The following is a 13,518-nucleotide window of genomic DNA, read 5'->3' as shown; positions in this document are numbered from 1 at the left end:
ACATCTGTGGGAGCGCACCCAGCCCAATAAAAAAACCCGCCTTCCGGCGGGTTTTTTCCTACATCAGGTTGCGGCCGTGGAAGAGTTCCTCGATCTCGCGGCGCAGCAGCGATTCGATGCGCTGGCGCTCCTTGAAGGAGAGGTCGTCGGCGTGGGCCTCGAACAGATACGTATCCAGGTCGAAGTCCTTGATGTGCATCTTGGTGTGGAACATGTTCTCCTGGTACACGTTCACGTCGAACATCTCGTACTTCTGGCGGATGTGCTTGGCCAAGTAGTCCTGCACGGAGTTGATCTTGTGGTCGATGAAGTGCTTCTTGCCCTTCACGTCGCGGGTGAAGCCGCGCACGCGGTAGTCGGCGATGACGATGTCGGACTCGAAGCTGTCGATCAGGTAGTTCAGGGCCTTCAGCGGAGAGATCACGCCGCAGGTAGCCACGTCGATGTCCGCGCGGAAGGTCGCGATGCCGTTGTGCGGATGCGTCTCCGGATAGGTGTGGACGGTGATGTGGCTCTTGTCCAGGTGGGCCACCACCGCGTCGGAGATGGTGTCGCGGCCGAGCTTCTCCACCACCGGCTCCTCGGAAATGAGGATGGTCACCGAGGCGCCTTGCGGATCGTAGTCCTGGCGTGCGATGTTGAGGATATTGGCGCCGATGATCTCCGCCACGTCGGTCAGGATCTGGGTCAGGCGGTCGGCATCGTACTGCTCGTCGATGTACTCGATGTAGCGCTGTCGCTGCTCTTCGGACACCGCGTAGCAGATGTCGTAGATATTGAAGCTCAGGGCCTTGGTCAGGTTGTTGAAGCCCTGCAGGCGCAGGCGCGGAAGGGGTTTCACCACAGCGACTCTCCATGGCCGGTCGGCGGCCAGCAGCAGAGGGCGGGTTAGCTACAAGGGTCCCCGCTGGATAATTGAACGTGGAGGCGGGAAGCTTCCACGACCCTTGTGACCGGATCGCGACAAGGGGATCGCATCCGAAAGACCGTGAAGTATGCGGCAAAAAAAGAGAAAACTGAACCTTCGGCAGGTCCGGTTAGTTTGCCATAATGCCCTGCGGGGTAAGTTTGGACAGACGGGGGGACGCTCGCGGCCCTCGGATTGAATCGACGGGACTCATCGTGGCGCAACTCAAATACCAGCTTCAGCAAGCTTTCGAACGTTCCCAGGCACCGGCCAGCTTTGCGCCGGATCCGGCCTCGATGGAGCGCTTCCTGGCGCTTTGCCACCGGCGCCGCTATCCCGGCAAGACCGCCATCATCCGCCCCGGCGACCCCGCCAACACCTTGTACTACATCGTGGACGGCTCGCTGGCCGTCTGCACCGAGGACGAGCAGGGCCGCGAACTGATCCTGGCCTATCTCAGTCGCGGCCAGTTCATCGGCGAGATGGGCCTGTTCGTGGAGCAGGCGCAGCGCGAGTCCATGGTGCGCACCCGCACCGCCTGCGAGATGGCCGAGATCAGCTACGAGCGCCTGTTCCAGCTGATGGAAGGCCCGCTGCGCGAGGAATGCCCGAAGATCCTGTTCGCCATTGGCTCGCAGCTGACCCATCGCCTGCTGCGCACCTCGCGCCAGGTCAGCCGCATGGCCTTCATGGACGTCACCAACCGCATCTCCAGGACACTGCTGGACCTGTGCCAGGAACCGGACGCGATGACGCATCCAGACGGCACCCAGATCCGCATCTCCCGCCAGGAGGTGAGCCGCATCGTGGGCTGCTCCCGCGAAATGGTCGGCCGCGTGCTCAAGCAGCTCGAGGAACAGGGCATGATCGACGTGGCAGGCAAGACCATCGTGGTGCGCGGCACGCGCTGATTCCGGCCTCCATGGGTGCCGCCTTGGCCATCGGCCGGGACCCGGCGGCTTGCCGGCCACTTCCCTGCCGGGCCGCGCAGGCTCTTTACGACCCGGCGACACCGTCCTTGCCGCCCTGATAGACCATATATACATCCGCCCGCTCGTAGTGCGAACCCGGGCGCACCGCGGGCTGCATCACGAAGCCGGCCTGCTCGTACATGCGCAGCGCGGTCTTGAGCCGGCTGTTGGATTCCAGGAACAGCTCGCGTCCACCGCGACGGTGGAATTCCTCGATGGCGGCGGCCAGCAGGCGCCGGCCCGCCCCCATGCCGCGGAAGGTCTCGTCCACGCCCATCTTGGACAGCTCGTAGACGCCCGGCGATTCCTGCAGCAGGGCGCAGGTGCCGATCACCTCGTCCGCCAGGCGGGCGAAGAAGATCGCCCCGCCCGGCGCCAGCACATGGCGCTCCGGGTCGCCCAGCAGCTCGCGGTCGATGTCCTCGATGCGGAAGTGACGCTCCAGCCACTGCGCATTGAGCCGGTAGAAGTGCTCCTTCAAGGCGGGCTCGTACGGCACGATCTCCAGCCGGGCGGCGGTGAGCGCCGCGTGCTCGGCCAGCATCGCCTCCACCACCGGGCGCTCTTCCAGGGCCCGTTCGGTGGCCGCCAGCGCGGCCAGCAAGGCCGACACCCCTTCCTCGCCCAGCGAGCGCACGATGCCCCGGCGCACGGCCACCCAGATCGGCCCCAGCGCCGACAGGGCTTCCTGCCCCCGGCCGGTCAGCGCCAGCAGGCTGCGGCGGCCGTCCTGGGCATCCTTCCTGCGCTGGACCAGGCCTGCGTCCACCAGCTTGTCGGCCAGCTGGCTGACCGCCGAATGGGTTTGGCCGATGGCCGCGGCCACGTCACTGACGGTGGTCTCGCCGTGTTCCCACAGGAAGCGCAGCACCGGGAACCAGCGCGATTCCACGCCGGCCCCGCAGGCGCGATAGACCTCGTCGACCGCCGCATAGAAGTGGTCGCTGAGCGACTTCAGCCGGCTGCCGAGCGCCAGTTGGGCGAGCGAAGGGAGGTACATGGCGAATCCCTGCGGTACTTATGTAAGCCCTAACGTAATTCCGCGACGGGACGCAGGCAAGCGTCTCGGCCTTTGCTGTGGGAGCGCACCCTATACGCGACTCCGGACTGCCGCGGGCGTCGCGCACAGGGTGCGCTCCCACAGCAGCATTTTCAGAACCAGTCGACGCGGGTCACCGTGCGCCCCAGCGCCCTTTCCAGCTTCTTGCAACGCTTGGGCGTGCCGTTGACCAGCACGGCCTCGGCGGCGGGCTTGAGCATGGGGGCATCGACCGGCGAATCGCTATAGGCCACATGCCACTCGCCGACGCCCAGGGCGGCCAGTTCCAGCGGCTTGCGGCGACCGACGTTGTGCAGCTTGACGCGCATGCCCAGCAGGCCCGGCCGCAGCCGCGAGGCGAGCACCTCGACGTCCTGGATGCCGAGCTGCGCGAGGATATGGCTGACCAGCACATGCTCGCAGCCGGTGACCACGATCACGCGATCGCCGGCCGCCTGGTGCCGGCGCAGCGCATTGAGGCCATCGCGGCAGAATTGCCTGGGCCGGCGCACCAGGCTGGCGGCGAAAGCTTCCGCCGCCGCCCGGTAGGCCTGCTCGCCCATGCCCAGCAGCGCCACGTGCACGAGGGTGTGCATGGCGCGCCGGCGCGAGAACGGAACGACCATCAGCAACCATGGCAGCGCCAGCAGCGCGCCGGCCTTGCGCAGCGACGAGCGCTGGTACCGTTCGCGCATGAACAGGGAAAAAGCGTCGCCATGGATCAGCACGCCATCGAAATCGAACAGCACGACGCGCGGGGCGGCGACGGCCGCATCCGCCGCCGTGGACAGCATGGAATCGGTTTCCCCTGGGGACATGGAACTTACTTCGTGTCGAACAATCGCTTGAGTTCGGCGCCCGGGTCGCTGGCGCGCATGAACGCCTCGCCGACCAGGAACGCGTTGATGCCGGCATCGCGCAACGTGGCCACGTCATCGGGCGTATGGATGCCCGATTCGCTGACCAGGATGCGGTCGTATTCCATCAACTGCTGCAATTCCAGCGAGGTGTCCAGCGAGGTATGGAAGGTGCGCAGGTTGCGGTTGTTCACGCCGATCAGCGGCACCGGCAGCGCCAGGGCGCGTTCCAGTTCCTCCGCGTCGTGCACTTCGCACAGCACGTCCAGGTCCAGGTCCGCCGCCAGAAGCGACAGCTCCAGCAGGGCCGCATCGCCCAGCGCGGCGACGATCAGCAGGATGCAGTCGGCGCCGATCACCCGCGCCTCGTACACTTGGTAGGGATCGATCACGAAGTCCTTGCGCAGCACCGGCAGCGTGCACGCGGCGCGCGCCTGCTGCAGGAAATCCTCGCTGCCGTGGAAAAAGTCGCGGTCGGTCAGCACGGACAGGCAGGCCGCCCCGCCCCGCTCGTAGCTGCGCGCGATCTCGGCGGGATCGAAGTCCGGCCGGATCAGCCCCTTGCTCGGGCTGGCGCGCTTGACCTCGGCGATCACCGCCGGCAGGCCGGCCTCGATCTTGGCCTCGATGGCGGAGGCGAAGCCGCGGGTTTCCGGCAGGTCCGCCACGCGCGAGGACAGTTCCACCAGCGGCAGTTTGGCGCTGCGCTCGGCCACTTCCTCGGTCTTGCGGGTCAGGATGCGTTGGAGGATATCGGTCATGGGAAAAGCTTGCGGGCTGCGGTCATGAAGATGGCGTGAGCGTCAGGTCGCTGCCGACAGGCGTCGCGTGGCCGCCACGAAGGCGTCCATTTTCGCACGGGCGGCGCCGCTGGCGATGGTCGCGCGAGCCAGCCCGATGCCGGCGCCGATGCCGTCGACCACGTTGGCCGCATACAGGGCCGCGCCGGCATTGAGGCAGACGATGTCGTGCGGCACGCCACGGCGGCCTTCCAGCGCCTCCAGCAGCATGGCGCGCGATTCCTCGGCGTTCTCCACGCGCAGGTTGCGGCTGGAGGCCATGGCCAGGCCGAAATCCTCCGGCTCCACCTCGTACTCGCGCACCTCGCCGTCGCGCAGCTCGCCGACCAGGGTGGCGGCGCCCAGCGAGATCTCATCCATGCCGTCGCGCCCCCATACCACCAGCGCATGCCTGGCGCCCAGCGCCTGCAGCGCGCGCACCTGGATGCCGACCAGGTCGGGATGGAACACGCCCATCAGGATGTTCGGCGCGCCGGCGGGATTGGTCAGCGGCCCGAGGATGTTGAACAGCGTGCGCACGCCCATTTCCTTGCGCACCGGCGCAACGACCTTCATCGCCGGATGGTGGTTGGGCGCGAACATGAAGCCGATGCCCACCTCTTGCATGCACTGCGCCACCTGCGCGGGCGGCAGGTCGATCACCGCGCCCAGCGCCTCCAGCACGTCCGCGCTGCCCGACTTCGACGACACGCTGCGCCCGCCGTGCTTGGCCACGCGCGCGCCGGCCGCGGCGGCCACGAACATCGACGCAGTGGAGATGTTGAAGCTCGACGCGCCATCGCCGCCAGTGCCCACGATGTCCACGAAATGCTCGTGCGGCGGCAGCTCCACCTTGGCCGACAGCTCGCGCATCACGCGTGCCGCGCCGGTGATCTCGCCCACGGTCTCCTTCTTCACGCGCAGGCCGGTGATGATCGCGGCGGTCATCAGCGGGCTGACCTCTCCGCGCATGATCTGACGCATCAGCTCGATCATCTCGTCGTGGAAGATCTCGCGATGCTCGATGGTGCGCTGGAGCGCCTCCTGCGGCGTGATGGTGACGCGGCGGCCCACCGGGTTCTGCAAGGCCCCGCTCATGCCGCGAGCTTCAGCGGCAGGCCCAGGAAGTTGCGCAGCAGGTCGTGGCCGTACTGCGTGAGGATCGATTCGGGATGGAACTGCACGCCCTCGACCTTCAGCGTCTTGTGGCGCAGGCCCATGATCTCGTCGATGGAGCCGTCCTCGTTTTCCGTCCACGCGGTGACTTCCAGGCAATCGGGCAGCGAGGACTGCTCCACCACCAGCGAGTGGTAGCGCGTGGCCTCGAACGGATCGGGCAGGCCGGCGAACACGCCCTGGCCGCGATGGCGCACCGGCGAGGTCTTGCCGTGCATGATCCGCTTGGCGCGGACCACCTTGCCGCCGAAGGCCTGGCCGATGGCCTGGTGGCCCAGGCACACGCCGAACACCGGGATCTCGCCCGCCAGCTCGCGCAGCACGTCCAGCGACACGCCCGCGTCGTCCGGCGTACCCGGCCCCGGCGAGATCATGATGTGGCTGGGCCGGAGCGCCCGGATGCCCGCCACGTCCAGCGCATCGTTGCGCACCACCTTCACCGCCTGCCCCAGCTCGCCCAGGTACTGCACGAGGTTGAAGGTGAAGCTGTCGTAGTTGTCGATCATCAGCAGCATGGGTGTCAACTTTTTGATTTATCGCCAGAAACGGGGGGGGTGGGAGGTTCTGCCGGCCCGTATGGGATGGGGGAATGGAAGGACCATTGTGCTCAAACCCGCGCCGCACTGCAGCACCCGGGGCGCCCCAACCCTGGCCGGCAGCGCTCCGGAAGGACAGGGACAACCCGGCAAGACGGCCAACCGGCGAGCCATCTCGCAGTTCGCCCCGCATCCTTCACATTCCCACCATGCGCCGCTGGCATACTTTTTGTCTTGCCAGACCGCGGGGGAGTACGTCATGCACGTCATCGCCGAACTGGAGAAACGCCTGCGCGATTCGCGCCAGCTGCTGATCCTGGAAAGAGAGCACCTGCAGCGCGTGCGCGACGCCGGCCTGGACAGCAGCGCCGCCGAATGGCTGCTGGAACTGCGCAAGCGCTATATCGAGCGGCTGGAATCCCGTCACGACCATATCGTGGCGCGGCGCGTGGCGGCCCATGCGAACGCCAATGTGCCGCTGTCCACGCTGGCCGGCGAGGAGGCTTTCGTGCCCGAGGCCACGCCGCCGCTTTCCCTGCGCTAGCGGGACCGGGGCGCTTCCAGGCCAGGCAGGCGCCAGGCCCGGCGCAGGCGCGCGTACTGCTCGCGCGGCAGCAGCACGAACACCGGCCGGCGCTCCGGCCTGAGCCAGGCCAGCAGGTGGCGCATCGCCGCTTCCGGCATGGCGGTGCAGCCGGCGGTGGCGTCGGTGGGCGAGCGCCAGACATGGGCGAAGATGCAGCTGCCCGCACCGGCCTGTCCCTGCGCGTTGTGCTCGATCACGAAGCCCACCGTATACAGGCGGTCGCCACCCAAGTGCAGGTCGCGCCGCATCGGTTCGCTGGAACCGGCCACCGCCTGCTCGCCCACCTCGCGGGTATCGACGATGCGGTTGTAGTAAGGCGAGCCGCTGACGTCCATGCAGTAGTCCGAGACCTGCAGCGCGCGATAGGGCAGGCGCGTGTCCGCGCGGGCGGCGTAGCCGAACGCCTCGCCGATGCGGTACACGCCGGCAGCGCTGCGCCCATCGCCTTCCCGCTTCTGCGGGCCGTCCGCCTGCGGCGGGTTCAGGCCCAGCCCCCAGGCGGCGCCGGCACGCCCGATCACCACGTCCTGTGCCTCGCCCACCGGATGCCACGCGCCGCGTAGGCGCTCGAAGGCGCGCAGCACACCGTGGTCGGCATGCCAGTCGGGCGTCACCACGACCACCATCTGGCCCGCGTCGCGCCAGCCGGCATCGTCCTCGGCAGCCACGGCTCGGCCGCCCACCATGAGCAACAGGAACGCCAACCACGCCGCCCATGTCGCTCGGCCTTGTAGTGCCTTCTCGAACCATGCCATTCCGGTTTCCTTCATGGACAAGACGATTCAAGGACGGACATGCACGATGGCCGTCATGCGATCGACGTAGGAACGCCCGTCGTCGAACACCAGCGGCAGCAGCGGCGTCACCGAGACGGCGTTGAGCTTTACCTGCCGCAGGTCGCCATGGCCGTCGCGATAGGCGATGCCGGTGGTGTCGTGGATCACGTAGGGCTGGCCATCGATGCGACCGATCACCATCATCACGTGGCCGGGGATATACACCAGGTCGCCCACCCGCAGGGCGTCCACCGCGTTCATGCGCGCCGCGTGGCTGTCGCCGTCGCCGAAGGCCTGGTGAGCCAGCGCGGGACTGGCCGCCTGGCGGCCGGTATCGCGCGGCATCTGCACGCCCATGCTGCGATAGACGTCCGAGACGAAACCGCTGCAATCGCGCGCGTCGTAGTCGTGGCCCCAGCCATAGCGCTCGCCCAGGAACTTGAACGCCTGGCGCAGGATGTTGGCTTCGGTCAGCGGCAGGTAGCGGTCCGCCGTATCGGCCTGGCGCGGCAGCAATGCCGGCACGATCTCGAGCCCGCCATCGGCCGTGCGCGTGGGCAGTTCGATCACATAGGACGTATACGGCGACTGGCCATTGACCGGCCGGTCGGCGGGATGGTCCGCCAGCGGTGCCGAGACACCCATGTCCAGTGGCAGTTGCGATACGGCCGGCCGTTCTCGGGTATGCACGGTCGCCACGCTGGCGCCGGTGACCACGCGTCGTGGCGAGGCATCGACGTAGCCGAACAGCTGGGCCGCGCCGCCTTCGGCGATATTCTCCCGGCGCGTCCAGGCGGCATAGCGCGGGCTCAGCACGAACAGCCACTGGCCATCGCGGCTCGCATGCACGATCGCCACCGGCGTGCCGGGAAACTCGGCGGTCTGCTGGAAGCGGTCGATATCGGCGTCGCCCTTGACGGTGAACACGCGCAGCTCGGTAGGAAAGCTGCGCAACGCGGCGCGGCGCACCACCAGGCCATAGCGCGTGGGCTGGCGCGCCGGCACGCGGTCGAGCGCGAGCGCATCGACGAACCGATGCAACACCGCCTCGCCCACCGGGTTGCCCTGCCCGTCGAACAAGGGACGCCGGGGCAGCTGGGAAACGCCATCGATCCACGCCAGCACCTGTTCGCGCGTCAGCATGGACGGCAAGGCATGCAGGTCGTGCATGGAGGGATCGCGTCGGTAGAGCTGGTCGTTGCGTGCCGCGATCGCCGCCTCGTCCAGCAGCACGCGGTCGGGCTGGGCCAGCCGGCGTATCCAGAAATCCGGGGTGAGCATGGCCTCGTCGGCGACGCCGACCACGCCGGACGGCGGCACGATCAGTGCGGCCTCCGACGCCTGCGCCACCGACAGCGAGGCGAAGCACCACGCCACGATTTGGAACCATCGCATGCGCAACCCTGCATTTCCTCCGGCATGGACCACATCGCCGAGCATATCGCCTGCCGCGCCCCTCGTGGCCACCGGCCTGTACGATGGCCGCGTCACATCGGGGAGGATGGCCATGGGTAGCTTCGGCAGGCGAATCCGCGCTTTTGCGCTGGCCACCGTGCTCGGCGGCGGGCCAGCGGGCCTCGCCCACGCGGAATCGCCGCCCAGGCTATCGCCGGCACGCACCGCCGCCGAGGCGGGCCTGGTCGATATCCGCACGCTGGCGCCCGACATCGCCGAGGACATCAAGTACGCCGGTAGCGACAACTTCGTGGGCACGCCGGTGGACGGCTATCTCGCACCCAAGTGCCTGCTGCTGCGGCCCGCCGCCGAGGCACTGGCCCGCGTGGAGCGCGACCTGCGCGCCGAGCATCGCCGGCTGCGGCTGTTCGACTGCTATCGCCCCGCGCGCGCCGTGGCGCATTTCGTGCGCTGGGCGAGCGACCTCGCCGACCAGCGCACCAAGGCCGCGCACTATCCGCAACTGGACAAGCGCGCCCTGCTCGGCGACTACATCGCCCCGGTCTCCGGCCACAGCCGCGGCGCCACGGTGGACCTCACCCTGCTGCAATGCGACGCGCACGACCGGCATTGCACGCCGCTAGACATGGGCACCGGCTTCGACTATTTCGGCACGCTGGCCAACACCGATTCGCCGCAAGCCACCGCCGCGCAGCACGCCAACCGCGCCCTGCTGCGCGCGGCGATGGAGCGCGAGGGCTTTCGCAACTATGCGATGGAGTGGTGGCACTACACGCTTGTATCCGAGCCGTCGCCTTCGGTGATCTACGACGTGCCGGTGGAATGAAGGCACCGGGTCGCGCACAGGGTGCGCTCCTACAACGGTGCCTTGTAGGAGCACCCTGTGCGCGACCAGGCCAGCCTCAGCGTCCGCCCAGCGACGGCGGCGGAAACGCCAGCACGCCTGCCGTGTAGCTCTCCACCACCAGGCTGAAGGGACGGTTGTCCTGGTCGAACAGCACGGCGCGATGCTGCAATACATAGTGCGGAATGGCGAGCGCGCCCTGCGGGGCCGGCAGCGGCGCGCCGGTCTCCCAGCCAGCCGGCAGCGGCGACCACAGCAGCTCGGCGGACAGCGTCTGCCGGCGGAAATGCAGCGGCTGCACCACCTTGCCGAACGGCATGTCGGTGGTGTCCAACTGCTGGTTCATGGCCTCGGTAAGGCGCGAGGGCACGTACCAGTTGTCCGCCTCGGACAGCACATGGGCGCCGCAGGCAAGTTGCACGCGGCGGTAGCGGACCGGCTCGTCGGCGCCGATGCCGAGTTGCTCGCGCGCGCCCGCCGGCAGCGGCTTGTCCTCGCCATGCACGCGCTCGGCCACCACGTTCGCCTCGGGCGCGAGGCGGTGCGCGCCGCACCAGCGCTCCAGCGTCAGCGTGGCGCTGGGATGGCTGAGCAGGTCGGCGTTGAGGGTCTGCAGCAAGGCCAGCACTTCCAGCCGCGAGGCGGCATCGTCGCGCCAGGCCGGCGCATCCGCGTGTACCGGCGCGACCAGCAGGCTGCCGCCCAGGCCCAGCGCGCAGGCCGCCGCCGCGCCGCGGTGCATCGCCTTCATGCTCACAGGCCCTTGGCCGCCTGGGCCACGGCGCGGAACAGCGCGCGGCCCTTGTTCATGGTCTCCTCCCACTCGGAGGCGGGATCGGAGTCGTACACAATGCCGGCGCCGGCCTGCACGTGCAGGCGGCCGTCCTGGATCACCGCGGTGCGGATGGCGATGGCGGTGTCCGCGTCGCCCCACCAGCCGATCCAGCCGATGGCGCCGGCGTAGATGTTGCGCTTGTACGGCTCCAGTTCCTGGATGATCTCCAGCGCGCGGATCTTCGGCGCGCCGCTGAGCGTGCCGGCCGGGAAGGTGGCCTTGAGCACGTCCATGTAGCCCACCTCGGGACGCACGTCGCCCTGCACCTGCGAGACGATGTGCATCACGTGCGAGTAGCGCTCGACCACGAAGGATTCGCTCACTTCCACGCTGCCGGTCCGGCTGATGCGGCCGATGTCGTTGCGGCCCAGGTCGATCAGCATCACATGCTCGGCGCGTTCCTTCGGATCGGCCAGCAGCTCGGCCTCCAGCGCCTGGTCCTCATCCTCGGTGGCGCCGCGCTTGCGCGTGCCGGCCAATGGGCGCACCACCACCTTGCCATCCTTCAGGCGCGCGAGGATCTCCGGCGAGGAACCGACGATCTGGGTCTGCCCCAGGTCCACGAAGTACATGTAGGGCGAGGGATTGAGCGCGCGCAGCGCGCGGTACACGTCCACCGGGCGCGCATTGAAGCGCACGCTCAGGCGCTGCGAGGGCACCACCTGGAAGATGTCGCCGGCGCGGATGTATTCCTTGGCGCGCTCCACCATCGCCTCGAATGCCTCCTTGGTGAAAGAGGACTTGAAGTCGCCCTCGTCCAGCGCAATGCCCTGGTTGAGCTGCGGGTATGACGCGCCGCCCTGGCGCAGGCGATAGACCAGCGCGTCCAGCCGGCGCTGCGCCTCGGCGTAGGCGTGCGGCTGCGAGGGATCGGCGTGCACGATCAGGTACAGGCGGCCCTTGAGGTTGTCGAACACGGCGACTTCCTCGGCCAGCATCAGCAGCACGTCGGGCGTGCCCAGCTCATCGGCGCGGTCCCACTGGGCCAGGCGCGGCTCGATGTAGCCGATGGTCTCGAAGCCGAAATAGCCGACCAGGCCGCCGCTGAAGGCCGGCAGCTGCGGCAGGCGCGGCACCTGGTACTGCTGGCGCAGCCGCTCGATCTCGCCCAGCGGGTCGTCCAGGTGGCGGCGCTCGGTGACTTCGCCGGCGTCCTCCACCTCCAGCTCGTGGCCGCGCAGGCGGTACACGCGCTTCGCCGGCAGGCCGATAATCGAATAGCGCCCCCAGGTGGCGCCGCCCTCGACCGATTCGAACAGGAAGGTATACGGGCCGTCGGCCAGCTTCAGGTACACCGACAGGGGCGTGTCGAGGTCGGAGAACACCTCGCGCACCAGCGGGATGCGGGTATGACCCTGCGCAGCCAGCGCGTCGAATTCGTCGCGGGAAATCACGTGGGGAAAGTTCCGGATGGCCAAACGTCGTTGCGGGTCCACGGGAGCGCCACGCCGGCCTGTGCCGGCAGGATGGCCCCCGGGGCCTCGGGGACCGGCATTGTAGGCATAGTCGCGCGGCGAACCGAAATCGGCGGGCGGCTTGTCCCCCCGCCGCGGCCCCCCTACCCTTGCCCCATCGGTGCATCACGCGGCACCCGCAGGGGGAATCGATGGGTATGGACCACCGTTGCCTGGTACTTTCCGGCCGCCTGCTCGACGGGCAGGATCCCGCCGCCGTGCAGGCGCGCATGGCCGCCGCCTTCGGCATGGACCCGGCCGGCTTCCGCGAGCGCGTGTTCGAGCGGGCCCCGCTGGTGATCCGCCGCGGCCTGGACGCAGCCACCGCCGACACCCAGGCCGCGCAGTTGCGCGCCATGGGCGCGGATGCGAGCGTGTGGCCCGACGATGGGCACCTGGCCTGGCTGCGGCGAAACGGGCACGTGCACGGCCCGCTGCCGGAACCGGCGCTGGAGCGTTATGCCGAACCCGGCGACCAGTGGTGCCACGACGGCGGCCAGGCCTGGTTCGACTGGATGCCCCCGGCTGGCGCCAGCGAGCCGCCGCCGCTGCCCCATGCGGGCGCCATGCCCCCGCCACTGCCTCCCCCGGCCGCCAGTGCGCCGCCAGCCATGCCGCCGGCCGCGCCGGCACCGGCCCCGCTTTCCGCCTTCGCCGTAGCGGCCGCGCTGTTCGGCCTGCTGGCCCTGCTGCTGCGTCCGCTGGCGCCGGTCGCGGTGCTGCTGGCCCTGGTCGCACTGGCCTACCTGTGGCGTCGCCCCCTGCTGCGCGGACGCGCCTACGCCGTAGCCGCCCTGCTGCTGGCCGGTACCGCCCTGTGCCTGTGGTTGGCACGCCCGGCGCCCACATCGGCCGCCGCGATCTATGTGCCGCGTCCGCTGCAGCCGCTGTCAGCCTCGGCAACGGCCTCCGTCGCCGATCCGGCGGTGCAGTGCGCGGCCAGGTCCCCCGAGCCGAAGAGCGACGAAGACCGTTTCCTGCTCACCGGCCAGCGCCTGCCGACCGGCCGCGCGCAACGCAAGGGCGATACCTACGTGGCCGAGGCCGCCGTGACTGTCGATGCGCAGTGCCAGCCGAACGACTTGCAGCTCTACGTATTCCATCACGGCGTGCTGATCGGCACGGTGCTGGACAAGGCGGCCGGCCTGGCCAACACGCGCCTGGCCGATTTCAGCCTGGTCGACGACCAGCACCTGCGCATCACGCTGGCCCAATGCACCGACCAGCCGGCGGACTGCGCGGCGACCACGGTACGCGAGTTCGCCGTGATGCCAGGCGGCGGCGGCTGGACGCTGGGCGAGATGAAGTAGCCGCGCCGCCCCAGTCGCGCACAGGGTGCGCT

The 13,518-nt window shown here is 68.9% G+C and carries 14 protein-coding genes; 4 read left to right on the top strand and 10 right to left on the bottom strand.

Annotation, left to right across the window (positions count from 1 at the left end; genetic code table 11):
* Positions 1-58: 58 nt before the first annotated feature.
* A complete protein-coding gene (gene speD / locus MJ605_RS00275; protein WP_019465856.1) occupies positions 59-844 on the bottom strand; it encodes an adenosylmethionine decarboxylase in 786 nt (261 codons plus the stop codon).
* A 278-nt stretch (positions 845-1,122) separates the two neighbouring features.
* Between speD and crp the strand changes: the two genes are divergently transcribed.
* Positions 1,123-1,818 carry a cAMP-activated global transcriptional regulator CRP gene (gene crp / locus MJ605_RS00270; RefSeq protein WP_243038707.1) on the top strand — a complete coding sequence of 232 codons (696 nt, stop codon included), beginning with the start codon at positions 1,123-1,125 and terminating at the stop codon, positions 1,816-1,818.
* Positions 1,819-1,903: 85 nt separating this feature from the next.
* Here the strand turns inward: crp and MJ605_RS00265 are convergent, their stop codons facing one another.
* The 5 genes from MJ605_RS00265 to MJ605_RS00245 all read right to left on the bottom strand — a co-directional run bounded on the left by MJ605_RS00265 (position 1,904) and on the right by MJ605_RS00245 (position 6,244).
* Complete coding sequence (locus MJ605_RS00265; RefSeq protein WP_243038705.1) at positions 1,904-2,878, bottom strand: bifunctional helix-turn-helix transcriptional regulator/GNAT family N-acetyltransferase; 975 nt, start codon at positions 2,876-2,878, stop codon at positions 1,904-1,906.
* Between the two features lie 152 nt (positions 2,879-3,030).
* The gene (locus MJ605_RS00260) at positions 3,031-3,735 is read right to left on the bottom strand and encodes an HAD family hydrolase (RefSeq protein WP_243038704.1); all 705 of its coding nucleotides are present in this window, start codon (positions 3,733-3,735) and stop codon (positions 3,031-3,033) included.
* Between the two features lie 5 nt (positions 3,736-3,740).
* Positions 3,741-4,535 (bottom strand): indole-3-glycerol phosphate synthase TrpC, encoded by a 795-nt coding sequence (gene trpC, locus MJ605_RS00255; protein ID WP_243038702.1) that lies wholly within the window; start codon positions 4,533-4,535, stop codon positions 3,741-3,743.
* Positions 4,536-4,577: 42 nt separating this feature from the next.
* On the bottom strand, positions 4,578-5,651 hold the full coding sequence (trpD, locus tag MJ605_RS00250; RefSeq protein ID WP_243038701.1) for an anthranilate phosphoribosyltransferase: 1,074 nt from the start codon (positions 5,649-5,651) through the stop codon (positions 4,578-4,580).
* Entirely contained in the window at positions 5,648-6,244 is a 597-nt protein-coding gene (locus MJ605_RS00245) for an anthranilate synthase component II (protein ID WP_243038700.1), read from the bottom strand. Before MJ605_RS00245 ends, trpD begins: the two co-directional genes overlap by 4 nt.
* A gap of 280 nt (positions 6,245-6,524) precedes the next feature.
* Between MJ605_RS00245 and MJ605_RS00240 the strand changes: the two genes are divergently transcribed.
* Entirely contained in the window at positions 6,525-6,809 is a 285-nt protein-coding gene (locus MJ605_RS00240; protein ID WP_243038698.1) for a hypothetical protein, read from the top strand.
* On the opposite strand, the gene MJ605_RS00235 is transcribed toward MJ605_RS00240, so the two are convergent.
* Both MJ605_RS00235 and MJ605_RS00230 read right to left on the bottom strand, forming a co-directional pair.
* The gene (locus MJ605_RS00235; RefSeq protein ID WP_425600947.1) at positions 6,806-7,606 is read right to left on the bottom strand and encodes a L,D-transpeptidase family protein; all 801 of its coding nucleotides are present in this window, start codon (positions 7,604-7,606) and stop codon (positions 6,806-6,808) included. The two genes, MJ605_RS00240 and MJ605_RS00235, sit on opposite strands and share 4 nt — an antisense overlap.
* Before the next feature lie 27 nt (positions 7,607-7,633).
* Positions 7,634-9,022, bottom strand: a complete 1,389-nt coding sequence (locus tag MJ605_RS00230) for an SH3 domain-containing protein (RefSeq protein ID WP_243038696.1) — start codon at positions 9,020-9,022, stop codon at positions 7,634-7,636.
* Between the two features lie 112 nt (positions 9,023-9,134).
* On the opposite strand from MJ605_RS00230, the gene MJ605_RS00225 reads away from it, so the two are divergent.
* Positions 9,135-9,869: a M15 family metallopeptidase gene (locus MJ605_RS00225; RefSeq protein WP_243038695.1), complete on the top strand. Its 735-nt coding sequence runs from the start codon at positions 9,135-9,137 to the stop codon at positions 9,867-9,869.
* A gap of 76 nt (positions 9,870-9,945) precedes the next feature.
* Here MJ605_RS00225 and MJ605_RS00220 read toward each other — a convergent pair whose 3' ends face one another.
* Positions 9,946-10,638 carry a hypothetical protein gene (locus tag MJ605_RS00220; RefSeq protein ID WP_243038693.1) on the bottom strand — a complete coding sequence of 231 codons (693 nt, stop codon included), beginning with the start codon at positions 10,636-10,638 and terminating at the stop codon, positions 9,946-9,948.
* Positions 10,639-10,640: 2 nt separating this feature from the next.
* Positions 10,641-12,116, bottom strand: coding sequence for an anthranilate synthase component I (gene trpE, locus MJ605_RS00215; protein WP_243038691.1), 1,476 nt, complete (start codon positions 12,114-12,116; stop codon positions 10,641-10,643).
* A 218-nt stretch (positions 12,117-12,334) separates the two neighbouring features.
* Here trpE and MJ605_RS00210 point away from each other — a divergent pair, with 218 nt between their 5' ends.
* A complete protein-coding gene (locus MJ605_RS00210; RefSeq protein WP_243038690.1) occupies positions 12,335-13,486 on the top strand; it encodes a hypothetical protein in 1,152 nt (383 codons plus the stop codon).
* Positions 13,487-13,518 lie beyond the last annotated feature (32 nt).

Origin of the sequence: Dyella sedimenti, from assembly GCF_022760995.1 — a bacterium.
Taxonomy (GTDB): domain Bacteria; phylum Pseudomonadota; class Gammaproteobacteria; order Xanthomonadales; family Rhodanobacteraceae; genus Dyella; species Dyella sedimenti.
The sequence above is the reverse complement of the archived record's forward strand: the minus strand, read 5'-3'. Positions and strand labels throughout refer to the sequence as shown.

Coding starts and splice junctions, on each gene's coding strand:
- MJ605_RS00220 (WP_243038693.1), bottom strand. CDS start 10,638: ATGAAGGCGATGCACCGCGGCGCGGCGGCGGCCTGCGCGCTGGGCCTG.
- MJ605_RS00265 (WP_243038705.1), bottom strand. CDS start 2,878: ATGTACCTCCCTTCGCTCGCCCAACTGGCGCTCGGCAGCCGGCTGAAG.
- MJ605_RS00235 (WP_425600947.1), bottom strand. CDS start 7,606: ATGGCATGGTTCGAGAAGGCACTACAAGGCCGAGCGACATGGGCGGCG.
- MJ605_RS00240 (WP_243038698.1), top strand. CDS start 6,525: ATGCACGTCATCGCCGAACTGGAGAAACGCCTGCGCGATTCGCGCCAG.
- MJ605_RS00245 (WP_243038700.1), bottom strand. CDS start 6,244: ATGCTGCTGATGATCGACAACTACGACAGCTTCACCTTCAACCTCGTG.
- MJ605_RS00225 (WP_243038695.1), top strand. CDS start 9,135: ATGGGTAGCTTCGGCAGGCGAATCCGCGCTTTTGCGCTGGCCACCGTG.
- trpD (WP_243038701.1), bottom strand. CDS start 5,651: ATGAGCGGGGCCTTGCAGAACCCGGTGGGCCGCCGCGTCACCATCACG.
- trpC (WP_243038702.1), bottom strand. CDS start 4,535: ATGACCGATATCCTCCAACGCATCCTGACCCGCAAGACCGAGGAAGTG.
- MJ605_RS00260 (WP_243038704.1), bottom strand. CDS start 3,735: ATGTCCCCAGGGGAAACCGATTCCATGCTGTCCACGGCGGCGGATGCG.
- MJ605_RS00210 (WP_243038690.1), top strand. CDS start 12,335: ATGGACCACCGTTGCCTGGTACTTTCCGGCCGCCTGCTCGACGGGCAG.
- MJ605_RS00230 (WP_243038696.1), bottom strand. CDS start 9,022: ATGCGATGGTTCCAAATCGTGGCGTGGTGCTTCGCCTCGCTGTCGGTG.